This window comes from Acidisoma sp. 7E03, from assembly GCF_054665075.1.
Genome location: NZ_BAAFHE010000001.1, coordinates 439,066 through 456,531 on the forward strand (window position 1 = coordinate 439,066; position 17,466 = coordinate 456,531).

Annotated in this window: 12 protein-coding genes; 5 read left to right on the forward strand and 7 right to left on the reverse strand. The window is 66.1% G+C overall.

The window, feature by feature from the left end:
* Window positions 1-89: 89 nt before the first annotated feature.
* Window positions 90-1,925, forward strand: coding sequence for a DEAD/DEAH box helicase (locus ACYQ6W_RS02100; protein ID WP_459673275.1), 1,836 nt, complete (start codon window positions 90-92; stop codon window positions 1,923-1,925).
* 113 nt (window positions 1,926-2,038) lie between these two features.
* Here ACYQ6W_RS02100 and ACYQ6W_RS02105 read toward each other — a convergent pair whose 3' ends face one another.
* The 4 genes from ACYQ6W_RS02105 to ACYQ6W_RS02120 are packed head-to-tail and all read right to left on the reverse strand — an operon-like array spanning window position 2,039 to window position 6,830.
* Window positions 2,039-3,037: an ABC transporter substrate-binding protein gene (locus tag ACYQ6W_RS02105; RefSeq protein ID WP_459673276.1), complete on the reverse strand. Its 999-nt coding sequence runs from the start codon at window positions 3,035-3,037 to the stop codon at window positions 2,039-2,041.
* 26 nt (window positions 3,038-3,063) lie between these two features.
* Entirely contained in the window at window positions 3,064-5,178 is a 2,115-nt protein-coding gene (locus ACYQ6W_RS02110; protein WP_459673277.1) for an oxidoreductase, read from the reverse strand.
* Window positions 5,179-5,202: 24 nt separating this feature from the next.
* On the reverse strand, window positions 5,203-5,994 hold the full coding sequence (locus ACYQ6W_RS02115) for an ABC transporter ATP-binding protein (RefSeq protein ID WP_459673279.1): 792 nt from the start codon (window positions 5,992-5,994) through the stop codon (window positions 5,203-5,205).
* Window positions 5,991-6,830, reverse strand: coding sequence for an ABC transporter permease (locus ACYQ6W_RS02120; RefSeq protein ID WP_459673280.1), 840 nt, complete (start codon window positions 6,828-6,830; stop codon window positions 5,991-5,993). The genes ACYQ6W_RS02115 and ACYQ6W_RS02120 overlap by 4 nt, the downstream gene beginning before the upstream one ends.
* A 164-nt stretch (window positions 6,831-6,994) precedes the next feature.
* On the opposite strand from ACYQ6W_RS02120, the gene argE reads away from it, so the two are divergent.
* Entirely contained in the window at window positions 6,995-8,128 is a 1,134-nt protein-coding gene (gene argE, locus ACYQ6W_RS02125; RefSeq protein ID WP_459673281.1) for an acetylornithine deacetylase, read from the forward strand.
* Between the two features lie 170 nt (window positions 8,129-8,298).
* Here the strand turns inward: argE and ACYQ6W_RS02130 are convergent, their stop codons facing one another.
* Window positions 8,299-12,309, reverse strand: coding sequence for an NACHT domain-containing protein (locus tag ACYQ6W_RS02130; RefSeq protein WP_459673282.1), 4,011 nt, complete (start codon window positions 12,307-12,309; stop codon window positions 8,299-8,301).
* 300 nt (window positions 12,310-12,609) lie between these two features.
* Between ACYQ6W_RS02130 and ACYQ6W_RS02135 the strand changes: the two genes are divergently transcribed.
* Window positions 12,610-12,777: a hypothetical protein gene (locus ACYQ6W_RS02135; RefSeq protein WP_459673283.1), complete on the forward strand. Its 168-nt coding sequence runs from the start codon at window positions 12,610-12,612 to the stop codon at window positions 12,775-12,777.
* Here ACYQ6W_RS02135 and ACYQ6W_RS02140 read toward each other — a convergent pair.
* Window positions 12,759-13,583 carry a Cof-type HAD-IIB family hydrolase gene (locus tag ACYQ6W_RS02140; protein ID WP_459673284.1) on the reverse strand — a complete coding sequence of 275 codons (825 nt, stop codon included), beginning with the start codon at window positions 13,581-13,583 and terminating at the stop codon, window positions 12,759-12,761. The genes ACYQ6W_RS02135 and ACYQ6W_RS02140 overlap by 19 nt on opposite strands.
* 74 nt (window positions 13,584-13,657) lie before the next feature.
* Between ACYQ6W_RS02140 and ACYQ6W_RS02145 the strand changes: the two genes are divergently transcribed.
* Both ACYQ6W_RS02145 and ACYQ6W_RS02150 read left to right on the forward strand, forming a co-directional pair.
* Entirely contained in the window at window positions 13,658-14,332 is a 675-nt protein-coding gene (locus ACYQ6W_RS02145) for a DUF1028 domain-containing protein (RefSeq protein ID WP_459673285.1), read from the forward strand.
* Between the two features lie 89 nt (window positions 14,333-14,421).
* On the forward strand, window positions 14,422-16,254 hold the full coding sequence (locus tag ACYQ6W_RS02150) for a glycoside hydrolase family 15 protein (RefSeq protein ID WP_459673286.1): 1,833 nt from the start codon (window positions 14,422-14,424) through the stop codon (window positions 16,252-16,254).
* On the opposite strand, the gene ACYQ6W_RS02155 is transcribed toward ACYQ6W_RS02150, so the two are convergent.
* On the reverse strand, window positions 16,251-17,444 hold the full coding sequence (locus tag ACYQ6W_RS02155; RefSeq protein ID WP_459673287.1) for an MFS transporter: 1,194 nt from the start codon (window positions 17,442-17,444) through the stop codon (window positions 16,251-16,253). The two genes, ACYQ6W_RS02150 and ACYQ6W_RS02155, sit on opposite strands and share 4 nt — an antisense overlap.
* Window positions 17,445-17,466 lie beyond the last annotated feature (22 nt).

Below are 17,466 nucleotides of genomic sequence, written 5' to 3' on the forward strand. Positions count from 1 at the left end.
CGCACCCCTCCCTTGTTCCGGAAAAGGTCGCGAATGGGGAAGGCTTTGCGCTATGGAGCGGCCACCCTTTCGTGGATCCCCGATCGAATATGCCCTTTCCGACCCCCCACGCCGCTCTGGCGCAGGCCCTTGAAGCGCGCGGCTATGCCGAACCGACCCCCGTCCAGGCCGAGATCCTGGCCGCCGAGACCGGCCGCGACCTCCTGGTGTCCGCCCAGACCGGCTCGGGCAAGACCGTTGCCTACGGCCTCGCTTTCGCCGACAGCCTCTTTGCCGGGGAGGAGCGCCTGCCCCCCGCCGCGGCCCCCCTCGCCCTCATCATCGCGCCAACGCGCGAACTCGCCCAGCAGGTGCATGCCGAACTGACCTGGCTCTATGCCGAAGCCCAGGCACGGGTCGTCGCCTGCGTCGGCGGCATGGATGCACGCAGCGAAGCCCGCGCCCTGTCGCGCGGCGCTCACATCGTCGTGGGCACGCCCGGCCGTCTGAAGGATCACCTGGAACGCGGCCAGCTCGACCCCTCCGCCCTCCGAGTCGTGGTGCTGGACGAGGCCGACGAGATGCTCGACCTCGGCTTCCGCGAGGAGCTGGAATTCATTCTCGACGCGGCCCCGGCCGAGCGTCGCACCCTGCTCTTCTCGGCGACCATCGCGCGGGACATCGCCCAGCTCGCCCGCCGCTATCAGCGCGACGCGCTGCGCATCGACACGGTGGACCGGCGGCAGCCGCATGCCGACATCGAATACCGTGCCATGAAGATCAATGGGCACGAGACGGAAGCGGCGGTCGTCAACACGCTGCGTCTGATCGACGCGCCCACCATCATCTTCTGCGCCCGGCGCGACGGCGTGCGCAGCCTGGCCGAGGCGCTGACCCGGCGCGGCTTCACCAGCGTTGCCCTCTCGGGCGAGCTGTCCCAGCAGGAACGCAACAACGCCCTCGCCGCCGTGCGTGAAGGCCGTGCCCGCGTCTGCGTTGCGACCGACGTCGCCGCCCGCGGCATCGACCTGCCGGAGCTGGGCCTCGTCATCCATGCCGATCTGCCGACGAACAAGGAGACGCTGCTGCACCGCTCCGGCCGCACCGGCCGCGCCGGGCGCAAGGGCATTTCCGTGCTGCTGGTGCCGCACAGCCGCCGCCGCAAGGCCGAGATGCTGCTCGCGACCGCCGGCCTGCAGGCGCGCTGGAGCACGGCGCCCTCCGCCGAGGAAATCCGCGAACAGGATCGGGCGCGCATTCTGAACGATGCCATCATCGCCGAGCCGACCTCGGACGAGGATGCCGCCCTCGCCTATCAGATGGCCGAGCGCTACGGCGCCGAGGCGCTGGCCGCCGCCTTCATCCGCCTCCGTCGCCAGTCCTTCCCCGCGCCCTGCGAGATCGACGGCGCGCGGCCGGGCTTCGAAGAAACGCGGGCGGCCGAGCCGCGCGGCTACAAGGAGCGCGACCGCACCCGCGGCGAGCGCTTCGAGCGTGGCGGCGAGCGCAGCGAACGCACGCCGCGCCCGGCCTTCTACGAAAACGAGGGCGAGCCGATGGTGTGGTTCCGCACCAGCGTCGGCCGCAGCAAGAAGGCCGATCCCAAGTGGCTGTTGCCGCTCATCTGCCGCCTCGGCGGCGTGAGCAAGCGTGAAGTCGGCGCCATCCGCATCACCGATCACGAGACGCGCTTCCAGATCAAGGCGGACGCGGTGGAGGATTTCAACGCGGCGCTGCGCGATGCCGGCGAAAACGAAATCCGCATCGAGCAGGCCGATGGCCCGCCGGCGGCGCAGGACGGTTTCCGTCCGCGCGGGGACTTCCAGCGTACGCGCCCGCCCCGGCGGGACGGCGACCGGCCGGACTTCGCGGCCCGAAAGCCGCGCTACGGCAAGGCCGCGGAAGGTGGCGCGCCGCGCAGCTTCCGCAGCCGCGCGAAGGGCTGAGCACCCGACTGCCCATCGAGCCGGAGGCCAGCAGGACCCAAGCTCAATCGGCTGAGACGAAAAACGCCGGAGGTCACCCTCCGGCGTTTTCATTTTTGGACCTGCGAGACGGCTTACTTGTCGATGAAGCTCGGATCGATCACGTCCGCATAAGTGATCGGCATCTTGATCTTGGATAGCTTGCCCCAGATCTCGAGGCCGAGCTTGATCACGCCCGCCGCCGGACCCGGCTGCTGCACGGTGCCGAAATAGGACTTGTTCATCGCCGCCGTATAGAAGTTCACGCCGGCTGCGGCCGCTGCGAAGTCCGACGGCTTCGACAGATAGCCGCCGACGCTCTTGGCCATGTCGGCATAGGCTTCCTGCGGATGCGCCTTGGTGTAGTCGACCGCTTCGAGGATGCCGTCGACCAGCGCCTGCACGTCCTGCGGATCGTTCTTGATGGTGTCACAGCGCAGCGCCAGCACATCGAGGATCACGCCCGGGGTCGCGGCGGAGCTGACCAGCACCTTGCCCTTGTCGTGTTCCTTGACGAAGGAGAGGTTCGGCTCCCAGGTCACCGCGGCCGGCACGCGGCCGGCGATGAAGGCGGCGGCGGCATCATCCGCCGTCATGTTCACCACCTTGAAGTCGCTCTGCGTCATGCCCTGCTGGGCCAGCAGATAGTTGAACCAGAACTGGCTGGTTGAGCCCTCGTTCAGCGCGACCTTCTTGCCCTTCAGCTGCGCGATGCTGGTGACGTCCTTGCCTGCCACCATGCCGTCGGCGCCATGGCTGTCATCCAGCGCCATCACCGCCTTGAAGCAGAATTCCGGCGAGCGGTATTTCAGGATCTCGTCCAGCGTCACCGCCGTGCCCTGAATCTGGCCCGCCGCCATCGCGCCCATGGAAAGCGCGGAATCGCTTACGATCTTCAGATCGACATCGAGGCCGCGCTTCTTGAAGAAACCCATGTCGCGCGCCAGGAACATCGGGCCATAGCCCACCCACACCGTCATGGAGAGGCTGAGCTTGCCGGCTTCCGCAGGCCGGGCGGTGCCGAGGGTCGCACCCGCGGCGAGCACGAGGCCGAGGGCCGCGCCCGCGAGGCCACGCCATTTGAAGGTCTTCATTCAGGTCTCTCCTTGGTGTTTCAGGTTCAGGCGGCAGGCAGCGTGGCGTCGACGATCTGACGCACGTTGAAAGGAAGAAGCTCGGCGACCTCGCGACGGAAAGGCACCGGACCGGGGAGGCGCGGTGCCTCCAGCTCCTCGGCATAGCGGCGGCCGCTCCAGGTTGCGGCGGCGATGGTGCCGGGGGCCAGCGCATCGCCGATCAGCGTCACGCTCAGCAGGCCCGCGGCCTCCCACGCGCCGCGGCGGGCCATCACCGCGTCATGGAGCGCGGTTTCGGGCAGGCGCGCGGTGACCAGCAGCAGGCTCTCCGCCTCCCGCGGCTCGGTGCGCCCGGTGAAGGTGCAGGCAAGCGTGACGCCCCCCTTCTCCGCCGCCGTCAGGATGCGATGCGGCAGGATCGTCACACCAATCTCCAGCAGCCGCGCCTGGATGCGGTGCTGCTCCATGGTATTGCGCGTCCAGGTGGCGACTTCGGCGGCGGGCGTGACATAGGTCACACGGTAGCCTTCCCGCACCAGCAACTCGGCCAGGACGTTCGCCATGACGTAGTGATCGTCATCATAGATCAGTACCGAGCGGCCGGAGGGGCGCCGCCCGTCCATCAGGTCATCCGGTGTCAGCACATCCGTCTCGGGCGCGATCGGCATCGGCGTCACCACATGCCGTGCCACGGTATCGCGCCGCCAGCGCGCGCCGGTTGCGATGGCCACATGGGAGAAGCCCATGTCGAGGATGTCCTCCGCCGTCAGCGCGCTGTCCCTGTAGAGGGTGACATTGGCCATGGCGTTGATCTGGCCCAGGCGGTAGTCCGCGACACGCCCCCAGGCGGCGAGGCCCGGCAGCAGCCGCTCCCGCGCGACACGCCCGCCCAAGCTGGTGCCACGCTCGGCAAGTGCCACCTCGTAACCGCGGCGGCCGAGCATCATCGCCGCTTCGAGCCCGGCCGGGCCGGCGCCCACCACGAGCACGGTGTTCTCGGAGCTGCGCGGCCGAATACGTTCGGGGTGCCAGCCGCGCCGCCATTCCTCGCCCATGGACGGGTTCTGCGTGCAGCGGATAATCGAAGCCGTGTGATCGCCCGAGACGCAGATGTTGCAGCCGATGCATTCGCGAATGTCTTCGATCCGGCCTTCCTCGATCTTCTTCGGCAGGAAGGGATCGGCGATGGAAGGGCGAGCGGCGCCGATGAAGTCCAGCACGCCGCTTTTCACCATCCGCACCATCGTGTCGGGCGAGGTGAAGCGGCCGACGCCGACCACCGGTTTCGTCGTCAACTGCTTGATGCCGGTGACGTAGGGTTCCTGATAGGCTTCCTCGGCGAAGCGCGAGGTCTGGCTGTCATTGTCCCAGGAGGAGAGGGTGAGATCCCAGAGATCCGGCAGCTCACCCATATGGGCGATCAGGTCGCGCGCCTCGGCAGCGTGGAAGCCTTCCTCGCCGATCAGCTCGTCCACCGAAATGCGGCAGGCGACGGCGCAACGGTCGCCCACCACGTCACGCACATCCTCGATCAGTTCACGCAGCAGGCGCGCCCGGTTTTCCAGGCTGCCGCCATATTCATCGGTCCGCGTGTTGTAGCGGCGGGAGAGGAAGAACATCGGCCCGCCGAAGAGCTTGCCGGCATAGACGTAGACCACGTCATAGTCGGCGCGCTTGGCGCGGAGTGCCGCTTCGCGGTGCCAGCGGCGCAGATCGGCGATATCGGCCTTGTCCATCGCCCGCGCCTGCACCGGATCGTTGAAGATGCTGGCGACCGGCAGATGCGCAGGCCCCATCGGGATCTCACGCGAATAGAGGTTCGGCGCATTCATCCCGTTGTGGCACAGCTGCAAGCCGGCGAGCGCACCATATTCATGCACCGAACCCGCCATACGGGCGAGCGCCGGCAGGTCCTGATCGTCCCAGATGCGCAGCTCGATGAAGGGGCAGATCTCGGCACTCGGATGGATCTCCGCCTGCTCGGTGCAGACGACGCCCCATCCGCCCTCCGCCTTGATCGCCCGCATGGTGGCGAGCGCGGAGGGGTCGCGATAGCCCATGCCATTGCAATGCGGCACCTGAAAGAAGCGGTTCTTCGCCGTCACCGGCCCGATCTTGACGGGCTGGAACAGGATGTCGTAGCGCGGATCGCGGCTCATCTCGGTTGATCGATCCCTGGCCGCTCAGTGGTCTTCGTCGATTTCGTCATGCAGCAGGCCGAGGATCTGCCGCTTGATGGCGATGAAGTCGGGATCGAGCATCATGTCGAGCGAGCGCGGGCGCGGAATCTCGATATCCACCACCGCCTTCATCCGCCCGGGCCGCGCCGTCATCACATGCACGCGGTCGCCGAGGATGATCGCCTCGTCGATGTCATGCGTCACGAAGAGCACCGTCTTGTGGCTGTGCTCCCAAACCCGCAGCAGCAGCTTCTGCATGGTCGCCCGCGTCTGGCTGTCGAGCGCGCCGAAGGGCTCGTCCATCAGAAGGATCTTGGGGTCGTTGGCGAGCGCGCGCGCAATCGCCACGCGCTGCTTCATCCCGCCCGAAAGCTGCTTCGGATAATGCTGCGCGAATTGCGACAGCCCCACTTCGTTGAGGTAGTAGGCGACCGTCTCCTGCCGCTCACGCACCGGAATCTTGCGGCGCTTGAGTCCGAATTCGACATTCTCGGCGACCGTGAGCCAGGGGAACAGCGTATAGGCCTGGAAGACCATGCCGCGGTCCCGGCCCGGGCCCGTCACCTCGTCCCCCGCCACCACGATCTCGCCGCCCGTGCTGTCCAGCAGCCCGGCCGCGAGATACAGCAGGCTCGACTTGCCGCAGCCCGAGGGCCCGACGATGACGGCGAACTCCTTCTCCCGCACGTCGAGCGAGACATGGTCGAGGGCGAGGACGGAATTGCCGCCGCTGCTGTAGCGCAGCTCGACCGAGCGGGCTTCGAGAAGGGTGTCCCCCATGATCGACGCGCTCATGCCGCCCACCCTGCGAAACGCGCGCGGATGAAGCGGAAGCAGCTGTCGGTGATGAGGCCGAGGATGCCGATGATGCCGATTGCCATGAAGATCTTGTCCACCTGGAAGCCGCGCATCGCCTGCATGCTGATGTAGCCGAGGCCGCTGTCGGCGGCGACGAGTTCGGCGACGACGAGATAGGTCCAGGCCCAGCCCATGGTGATGCGCAGAGTGTCGATGATGCCGGGCTTGGCGGCGGGCAGGATGACGTGGGTCAGCACGTCCCGCCGCGAGGCGCCGAGGGTGTAGGAGGCGTTGAGCATATCCTCCGGCACGCCGCGCACCACATCCATGATCATCACCAGCTGCTGGAAGAAGGTGCCGAAGATGATGATGGAGACGCGCTGCGACAGGCCGAGGCCGATCCACAGGATGAAGAGCGGCACGAAGGCGGTGACGGGCAGGTAGCGGATGAAATTCACCAGCGGCTCCAGCGCCGCCTGCACGATGCGGAAGGTGCCCATGAGCAGGCCGAGCGGCACGGCGACGACGGAGGAGATGATGAAGCCGAGCAGGATGACCTGGATGGAGGCCCACATATTGGGCCACAGCGTGCCGTCCCCGATCATGCTGACGGTGCGGGCGATCACCGCGGATGGCGAGGGCAGGAAGATGTCCGGCATCACGCCGCCATAGGTGAGACCCGACCAGACGGCGAGGACGACGATCCAGACGCTGATGCCGGCCGTGATGCTCGCCCGGCGCGAGATGGCCGCACGCGGCGTCAAGGCGCGCTCCCAGAAGCCGCGTGGCTTGCGGGCGGGGCGCAGCTTCGGAGGGGCCTCCACCTTGGTCATGGGAAGGGCGCCTGCCGCGCCATCGCTTGGGGAAAATGTCTGATTGGGTCGCATGGCGAAGTCTCACGCAAAAAACGTTCCAACCTGAGCATGCGCTCCCGACATGGCGCGCGAAAGGGTCTTTCTGCCCTTGGCCTGCCGCCGCGCCATGGTAAAGCGCCCGCATGAGCAGCACCCTCGATACCTTGGACCGCCTCGTCTCTTTCCCCACCCTCGCGGGGGCGCCCAATCTCGATCTCATGGATTGGCTGCGGCAGAGGCTCACGGGTCTCGGCGCGCGGGTCCGCGTGATGCCCGGAACGGATGCGCAGCGGGTCAACCTTTGGGCAGTTCTGGGGCCGGAGGGGCCGGATGGGGTGGTGCTCTCGGCGCATGCGGATGTCGTGCCCGTCGCGGGCCAGGCCTGGACCAGCGATCCCTTCCACCTCACCGAGCGGGACGGCCGGCTCCACGGACGCGGCGCGGTGGACATGAAGGGCTTCCTCGCCACCATGGTGACGGCCGCGGAGCATGCGAGCCGGCAGCCCCTCACCCGCCCGCTGCATCTCCTCGTCTCGCATGACGAGGAGATCGGCTGCGTCGGCGTGCGGCCGATGCTGGACGCTTTGAAGCGGGAGAGTTTCCGGGCCGCTGCCTGCATCGTCGGCGAGCCGACCGGTCTCGTCATCGCGACCGGCCACAAGGGCAAGCTCGCGGCCCGCGTCACGCTCGCCGGGCGGGCGGCGCATTCGGCCAATCCGGGCCTCGGGGTGAACGCCATCGGCATGGCGGCCGCCATGGTCGCCGAGGTCGATGCGCTCGCCGCCTGGCTCACGGCGCACGGGCTGCGGGACGAAGCCTATGCCGTGCCCCACGCCACCGCCCAGGTCGGCACCATCCAGGGCGGCACCGCGCTCAACATCGTACCGGCTGCGGCGGAGTTCGCTTTCGAAATCCGCTTTCCCGCCGGGGAGGATCATGCGGCGCTGCTGGACCGGCTGCGCGCGCGGGCGCAGGCCATTGCGGAGCAGCGTGGCGGCGCCATCACGATTGCCGTCACCAACCTCTATCCGGGTCTCGCCGAACCCGAAACCTCACCGGCCGTCGCCCTCGCCGCCCAGGCGGGCGCCGCCCCCACCTTCCCGAAGCTCGATTTCGGCACCGAAGCCGGGCTGTTCCGCGAGATCCTCGGCCTGCCTTCGGTGGTCTGCGGCCCCGGCTCGATCACCCGCGCCCATAAGCCGGACGAGTTCATCACGCGCGACGAACTCGCCGCCGGAGACGCCTTCCTCGCGCGTGTGGTGGAGAGCTTGGTTTAGGAAGACGTTTCGGTTGCGGGTGGGGTGGATTAGGGAGCTGTCGCTGAGAACTGCAACTAAGATCACTTCTCAAAAGCGGACACATAATTGAAGAGAGCCATTCGGATTTGTGAGCGAAGGTGGCGACGACTAGCGATAGCTCGCCTTTGTGCACGCGCGTGTCCGGAGCGTCAGACGTCACCCGACACGTCGATAGCAACCACGCTCAATCGCTTGCGCATGTCCTCGGGCAGAAGCGATTGCAGCATAGCTTCCATCTCGGCAGGTTTCGTCGGTCTATGCATTCCATTCGGTGGCGCAGGTATCTGTTTTGCACGTTGTGTCCCGAACCAAAACACAACATACACGCCAAATCCTTTGGCTTCGGGATCGTGCGCGTAGAAACGCTCGAGCTGTCCCTCAATCGCCGTCCATACTTCAGCGTGATAGGCACGTTTTAATTCGCAAAGGATCTTACGGTTTGGCATCGCGACCGAAATATCGGCGCGCTTATCGGCTACCATGTGCCCTTCCGGTTCTATAGTCAGTCCCAGCGGGCTCAAAACCGGCCTCAATAAAGTGATCAGGTCATCCCGGCACGTTTCCTCCGGCCGTGGGTCCGTCGGCCTCGCGTGAGAATCGACATTCCAAAATCGTTTGAAAATGTCTGTATTGGCTCTGGCAATGCGATGAGATTGATCACGCAAATGATCGACGAGCAACGCATGGAGATCGGCCACTGTTGCCGGCGCACGGTTGGCGAGGGTAGAGATAGTTTGCTGCCAGTTGGGCCGATAGTAGTCGACCTCTCTACGGCGCTGGAGCTGATTAGCGAGCGCATAAAGCAAATGAGGTTTATAGGAAGCAAGGCGCGGGTCTGATTTGAGCCGCTGGAGGGCGTCGGTGGCCGCAGAACTGGACATAGCCGAGATCATGTTGACCAGCGCACGAAAATACTCCGATGCGTCCCAAGGATTGGTGTCGCCCCAGGCGCCCCCGTTTGGAAAGGGCGCATCGGGAAACAGCCTCCCCGTCAGCCGCGCCATAAATTCGAGCATCGGCAGGGGTAGGCCATGCGCGGACTGACCCCGGCGCGCGAACCCAGTTGCATTGCGCAGATCAAAGACAAGGGGCGGATGTGCAGTCGCTCGCTGCTCCACATTTTGTTCAAATTGCCAAGGCGCGGCCACATAGGCAGTCACCAGCCAAAGGTCACGCTGCCGCTGATCGATTGGCACTTCGCCAGATATGACTGGGCCGGCCAATTGCAGAAAACTACGATGCGCCTCAGGCATCGCGACAACCGCATTCAATAGATCGGCAAGCCTCGGCGGAACTGCATTCGGGAATTGCTGAAGCAGATCGACGACGATCGCCTGCCGATAAGGCTCGAAAGCGGCTTCATTCAGAATCTCACGCAAGCCGTCGACGAAGTGTCCGTTGTGCGATAAGCGTAATTGAGCAACCGCCAGATAGGCGTCCCGAACGAGTTCGGGACGTCGTTCCATCAATGCCTCACGCCACGGATGAATCATCAGGCGCTCTGTATTTCCCTCCGATACAAAGATCGGATTGGTGATATCGAAGACCAGAATCCCTTTGAAAAAGTCGTCCAACAAAATAGGCAGCCCTTGACCTGCAGCCCAGCGTTCGTTTAAGGCCGCCACGAGTGCATACCACCAATCAAAATGCTTGCTCTCAGCTGTAAGCCTCATGACGCCTTCGAAGCTTGGCAGATCGTTGCGCGCTAGCGCTGCGACTAGCGCTTCCACAGCGTCGTTAACGCGGTGCTCACCTAGCCAAGCCGAAAGCCGGTCGCGCGGAGACACACGGTGATCCGTATCAGGGTAAAGCCCGAAGTAGATTCCGGCTAAATGTGCGAGCCAGCCGAGATGGCGACCACGGCGGATTAGATCAATGTCCTGGTCGAACTCCTCACGCTGCCGCGCGCGGCCACCACCTCGTTCCTCAACTCGCGGCGAACGATGTGAAAAAAAGTTGGGCGGGAGTATCGCAACCGTAGTCGCATCCCGCACCGCACCCAGCCCGAGCTCGTCTTCGGCGCGCTGGTAGAGATCGTCGAAGAGCAGATCACCTTGCGGAGACGACATTTGGTAGGACAACGACATTGCCACTTCATAGAGAAACAGCCGCCGATCGCTTCCTTTGTCCGCAGCCTCAAACGCTTGCATCGCTACTTCGGCCAATGCCCCGGCCTTCAGCGCAAACAAAGTCGCTTCGCGAAACCTATGAAAGGCATACCTGTGATCGCGATCTATCGGGACAGAGCAAAAAAACTCGAGTGCAACGGCGCGCAAGAGGTCTGGATTTGCGTCCATCGCCGCTCGCAAATTACCGTCCTGACTTCCACGATATCCACGTTGGAATGCGAGACGCTTGTGTAACCACGCTAGAACGCGCGAGGCGTTGACCGCTCCCAGATTTGTCCAAGCGCGCTCAAGTATACGTGCATAAAACGGTGCGGCATGCCAACGACCATTACCGGCCTTCTCTTCTATATCGATCACTTCGATGCCATCAAGGATCGTGGGAAGATCCTCCTCCGGAAGCACTTCCGCCAAAACATGAAGAGACGCGTGAAGGTGCGTAGCTTCGATGTCATTCGAAGATGCGACGAGCTTGATTACATCGTCCGATCCATAGGGGTCGCCGTACAACGTTCGAATGATTGTCGTCCGAAGCCTGAGAGCGTCGACAGAATCGCCGAGTTGAGCCGCGAAGACGCGCTGGATGGCAGCCTTCCCGTCGGCGCCGAGACCGAACAGCGCGCTCAGGGCACCTGTCCGTTCGGCAAACGGCGAGGCCTCTCGCGCGAGGATTGTTTCGAGATCGGGCAGCATCGCCGGCAACGCCGGACCAAGCGCGAGCGCGTCAACAACGACTGACCGTACTCCGAAGCCTGAATTGGGATTGCTGAGGATGGCCCTGAATTCACTGACCATGTCAGCTCGGGCGAGCGCCCCAATTGGTAGCGCTTGCCAATTGCCTGCCCGAAACCAAGGGTTCTCTCGTGACAACCGATCCAGCGCCCGGACAAGAACACGGCAGGACGAAGCCGAAAGCGAGGCAGCGTCGCCGTAGGTCACAACACCATAAGGATCGGCTTCGATGAGCTCGTCGGCGTGCTCAGGCAAATGCACCGCGAGCCATGCGTGAAGTCCCCTCAATTCCGGTGCGGGGTGGCCATCCACCCCCATTAAAGCCGATATGCGACCAAGCGGCAGGCCCTCGCGCACACGCGACGCAAGAAACTCGGCCGCCAAAAACTCCGCTGTCATGCGATGCGCATAATCAACAGTTTCCGCTTCGGAGGCGGCATCGAAGATGCGGCGGCCCAGAACGGCTTGAACCTTTTCCGCCGGAAATAAATCGAGGGAGCGATAGGTCGGAAGGTCAAGTGTGTTATCCTGATCAGTCAGCTTGATTGCCTCAACGTCGCTTATCAGCCTGGCCGCACAGACCGCACCTGCAACGCGTCGCAATTCCGCGGCCCGAAAAACCCCGCAACCGGAACGCGCCCGTTCCTCGTTGGTCTCCTGGAGCATCAGCTCCGTCGCGCGGCTGAATAAGTCCCTACGGGTCGCTGGCCATGAGCCTGCCTGCACCGCACGCCGCAGCATGATGAGGTTTTGCGGGTTGCCCAGAAAATCGCCGAGGCCGCGTTCCGCTGCTTCGTCGAGAAAGCGTTCAGCCTCATCCTGGCCACCCCCCTGTCCCGCCAACACGGCGACCTGTTCGGCGCGAGACAGATTCTCAAGATACAAAACGCAAACACTGCCCTGCTGGTCAAAGAATGGCGCGAACGCCGCAAGATCGCTCTCCCCCAACCAGTCCGCGGCCCTGCACGAGATTCGGACCTTTGGCGGCGCGACATCGAATAATTTCACGACCAGCGCGTCTACGGTGTCCCGGTCGCCCCGCCCAGCACGCCTTTCGTCCAGCCCGTCGATAAAGAGCGCTTGCCCTTGCAGCTGATCGGCAGGCCTATTCAAAAAGGCACGTGCTTTAACGTACAAAGCTTTTTGGGCGGCAGCCGTCTCCTGGAAGAGATGCGTCTTCCCCGCGCCCGGATCGCCCAATAGGACGATGTTCGCACGGTCAGCATACTCCGAGAACAGCCGCGGCGAGGTGTCCTCGGGCTGCTGGGGCGTGATCTGCTGCTGGCGGACAATTCGCGTCATTATGTTCGATCAGAAGCCTTAAAAGGAACTTTGCCAAGGTCTCCTGGCACCTTTGCGCAGTGAGGCTCCTCCGATCGCAGCCCTGCACCCAAGCTCAGGATGCCAGGACGCGCCGGTCGGCTGTATTGGGTCAAACCATGGGGACGCCTAAGCGGTTACGAAGATCCACTCCTACTCCGTCACCGAGCAAAGCCGACGGTCTGCAGGCGGCCCATGGAAGTCTTAAACAACACATCCAAGCGCCCCCCCCCCCCGCCTAGCACAGCCACCCCCGGCCACCACCCGGGCATGGGGCAACCCATGGTCGGCACAGCCCCCCTCACCCGCTCTGCCGTCTCCGGCCGCGCGGTGCTGGCAGTGACGGTCGGCCGGGCCGCTATCGACCGGGGGCTACGGCTGGTCGATATCGGCGGGGTCACACCGCCACTGGCGCCTGTCGCGGCCTCTGCTTACGCCTTCAGAACGTAGCGGCGGATGGCATCCGCCCAGCCGCTTTCGTCATTCGTGCCGGTCACGTAGCGGGCGGCGGCCTTAACGCTCTCCGCCGCATTGCCCATGGCGATGGAGACGCCGGCCACCTTCAGCATCGGCACGTCGACGTTCATGTCCCCGAGGCAGGCCATCTCCTCGGGCGTCACACCCACGATCTTGGCGAGGGCGAGCGCCGCATGGCCCTTGTTCGCGTCCACATGGGTGACGTCGCAATAATAGTTGGAGGAGCGGTTGACCGAGGCGCGGTCTCCGAGGGAGTGCTGCAGTTCCCCCTCCACCCTGCCGACGAGATCGAAATCCTTCGAGGAGGACATGATTTTGATCGTGGTGGCGAGATAGGGCGCGAAGTCCTCGACCACGGTATAGGTATTCCGCGTCACCTCGGCCTCATGCGCCACATAGGGGCCGATCGGCGCCTTCACATACCATCCCGACTCCGCAAAGACCCACACGTCGAGGCCGGCCTCCGTCATATGCGCCACCGCCGCGCGCGCCGCAGCCTCCGGGATGAACAGCTCCTCCAGGACGGTCGCATTGTCCCCGGCCACGATCTGCCCGCCATTGAAGCCGGCATGCGGGGCGGTCACGCCCAGCGGCTCCAGGAACATCTCGACGCCGCGGGGCGGCCGGCTGGACACGAGGCACAGGGTGACGCCCGCGGCCTTCAGCTCCTGCGCCGCCTTGATCGTCTCGGGATGCAGGCTCTTGTCATGGCGCACCAGCGTGCCGTCCACGTCTGTCACCACCAATCGAATGGGCTTGGACCCGCTGCTGCCGCTCATGCTGACCTTCCTCTGCAATGCGGCAGAAGAAGAGGGTGCTTGCGCGACGGCGGTCAAGGCGACAGGTATGACATATGACCTTCTCCATCGCCGCGCGCTGCGCATCCACCGGCCGCTTCGGCCTCGCCGTCGCCTCCTCCTCCCCCGCCGTCGCGGCGCGCTGTGCCCATGGGCGCGCCGGCATCGGCGCCGTCACGAGCCAGAACGTGACCGACCCGCGGCTCGGGCCGCAGGCGCTCGATCTGCTGGCGCGCGGCGCGAGCGCGCCCCAGGCGCGGGACATCATCGCCGCCACCGCCCCGCATGCGGCGCATCGCCAGCTGACGGTGATCGACGCGCAAGGGCGCACCGCCGCCTACTCCGGCGCCCATACGCTGGGCGTGCACGCCGAGGCCGAGGGGCGGAACGTCGTCTCCGCCGGCAATCTGCTCGCCAATACCGCCGTGCCGGGCGCGATCGTCGCGGCCTTCCAGGCGACCGAGGGTCAGCCGCTCGGCCCCCGCATCCTCGCCGCCATGGCGGCGGGGCTCGCGGCGGGCGGCGAAGCCGGGCCCATCCGCTCCGCCGGCCTGCTGCTCTTCGGCGACGTGCCCTGGGCCATCGCCGATCTGCGGGTGGATTGGCACGACGCACCGATCGCGGAACTCGGCCGCCTGTGGGAGGTCTGGGCGCCACAGATGGAGGCCTATGTCACCCGCGCGCTGAACCCAGGCGAAGCCCCCTCCTACGGCGTGCCGGGGGACGAATAGCAGCAGGGCGCCAGCCCCGCGCGGCCGGCGCTTCCCTTCCGCGCAATCTTCCCCAGATTGGATCGGCCCGCAGCGAGGAGAGAGCCGCCTTGTCCGACACAGATGCCAGCCCGGCCCGCCAGCCCTGGATCGAGGAATACGGCCTGATCGGTGACTGCCGCACCGCCGCCCTCGTCAGCCGGGATGGCGCGATCGACTGGCTGTGCCTGCCGCGCTTCGACAGCCCCGCCTGCCTCGCCGCCCTTCTGGGCAGCACAGAGAACGGGCGCTGGCGCCTCGGCGCCGCCGAGCCGGAGACCGCCCGCATCAGCCGTTCCTATCGGGACGGCAGCGTCACCATCGATACCCTCATCGAAACCGAGACGGGCCGGGCACGCATCACCGATTTCATGCCGATCGGCGCGGTCAACAGCACCATCATCCGCCTGGCCGAAGGGCTGGAAGGCCAGGTCGATCTCACGCTCGATCTCACGCTGCGGTTCGACTACGGCAGCGCCATCCCCTGGGTGATCGGCCTCGAGAACCAGAGCGGCCTGCAGGCCATCTGCGGGCCGGACCGGGTGACGCTCTTCTCCTCCATCCCGCTGGTCAGCGAGCATATGGCGACCGAGGCGCGCTTCACGCTCCGCGCCGGCGAGCGGCAGAGCTTCATCCTGGTCCACAACCCCTCGCATTTCGACCTGCCGGACCGGCCGGACCCCGACCTCGCGCTGAAGGAAACCCTGGCCTTCTGGGAAGATTGGGCAAAGACCTCCACCTATGTCGGCGCCTGGACCGAACAGGTGCGCCGCTCCCTCATCACGCTCAAGGCGCTGACCTACGTGCCCACGGGCGGCATCGTCGCCGCCGCCACCACCTCGCTGCCCGAAGAACTCGGCTCCAGCCGCAACTGGGACTATCGCTATTGCTGGCTGCGCGATGCCTCCCTCACCCTCGGCGCCCTGCTGCGCGCCGGCTATCTCGGGGAGGCGAAGGACTGGCGGGACTGGCTGATGCGGGCGGCCGCCGGCATGCCGGACCAGATCCAGATCATGTACGGCCTCGCCGGCGAACGGCGCCTGGACGAGTGGGAAGTGCCCTGGCTTCCAGGTTATGAGGCCTCCGCCCCGGTCCGCGTCGGCAATGCGGCGGCCGGGCAGTTGCAGCTCGACATCTATGGCGAGGTCATGATGGTGCTGTCGGAAGGGCGCCGCCTCGGTCTCGCCGACCAGCCGAACGGCTGGGGGCTGCAGCGGGCCTTGACCGATCATCTCTGCGCCATCTGGCGGGAGAATGACGACGGCATCTGGGAAGTGCGCAGCGGCCGCCAGCCTTTCGTCTTTTCCAAGATCGGCTGCTGGGCGGCGCTGGATCGCTCCATCCGCGATGCGGAGGAGCATGGCTTCGCCGCCCCCGTGGCCGTATGGCGGGAAAACCGGGAGGCGCTGCGGGCCGAAATCCTGGCGCGCGGCTTCAACCCCGCGCTCGGCGCCTTCACCCAGGTCTATGACGGGGACGAGCTGGATGCGAGCCTGCTGCTCATTCCCCGTACCGGCTTCATCGCCGCCGACGACCCGCGCATGAAGGGCACCGTCGCCGCCATCGAGAAGACGCTGATGCGCGATGGCCTGGTGCAGCGCTACGACACGCGGCGCAGCGCCGATGGGCTGCCGCCGGGCGAAGGCGTGTTCCTGGCCTGCAGCTTCTGGCTGGCCGACAACTACGCCTATCAGGGCCGCATCGAGGAGGCCTCAGCGCTGTTCGAGCGGCTGCTGGGGCTGGCCAATGATCTCGGGCTGCTGGCCGAGGAATATGCGCCGGACCTCCACCGCCAGCTCGGCAATTTCCCGCAGGCCTTCACCCACGTGGCCGTGGTCAACACCGCCTTCGCCATCGCCGCCGGCCGCGCGGGCGCGGCGAATGCGCCGAAGGCCGACTGTTAGCGACGGAGGCGGGCGCCGAGCGCGATGACGATAAGGCCGCCGAGCAGCGCCGCCAGGGCCGCGACCAGGAAGATCGCCGGGTAGCCGGACGCGGCGGAGAGCCAGCCCGCGACAGGCCCCGTGAGCCCCAAAGCCACGTCGAGGAAGACGGTGAACACGCCGAGGGCGGCGCCCCGGCTGTGCGCCGGCACGCGCGCGAAGGCTTCGACCCCGAGGGCCGGGAAGACCAGCGCGAAGCCGAAGCCGGTCAGCGCCGCCCCCGCCCCGGCGATCAGGGGCGTCGGCGCCAAGGCTAAGATCAAGAGGCCGAGCGTCTCGACGGCGAAGGAGGCGCAGGCGACCCGCAAGCCCCCTTCCCGCGCGATGCTGTTCACGAAGATCAGTCGCGCCAGAATGAAGAAGAGGCCGAAGGCGCTGACGGCGAGCGCGGCGCCGCCCCAGGCGCGGCTCGCGAAGAAGAGGGTGACGAAGGAGGCGATGGTGCCGAAGCCCAGCGAGCCGAGGGCGAGCGCGACGCCATGCGGCAGCACCCGGCGGAACACGCGCCGCATGGGCATGGGCTCCGTGCGGGCCCGGTAGACCGATGGGCCGCGGCGGGCGATGGGCAGAGCGGCGAGAGCAGCCAGCGCCATCATCGCCCCGATGCCCCAGAAACCCGTCTGGGACTCGATGAAGATCCCGAGCGGCGCGCCGAGCGCGAGGCCGCCATAGGTCGCGATGCCGTTCCAGGAGATGACCCGCGCGCTCTGGTTCGGCGCCGTGCGGCCGATGGCCCAGGCGATGGCGCCGGTGGAGACGCCGCTTTCCCCGGCGCCGAGGCACAGTCGGCCGACCAGCAGCAGCGTCAAAGCCAGCGCCGGATGCGCCGCGCCCACGAGACCGCCCGCGATGGTGAAGAGGCCGCTCGCGATGCAGGCGCCGAGACCGAAGAGGACGATCTGCTTGGGGCCTGCCGTATCCGTCAGCCGGCCGACCGGTGCCCGCGTGAGAAAGGTCGCGAGATACTGGACGCTGACGGAGAGGCCGGCGAGCGCCGCGTTGAAGCCGAGCGCGCCATGCACGAAGGGCGGCAGGGCGGCGAGCGGCAGGCCGACGATGAGATAGGCGACCAGGGTGAAGACGACGGTGCCGAGGATCGGCCGCAGCCCTCCGCGCGGCGGCGGCCGGTCACCGGCGGCAGCGGTCGTCATGGTCGGCGGCGCAGGAGAAGTT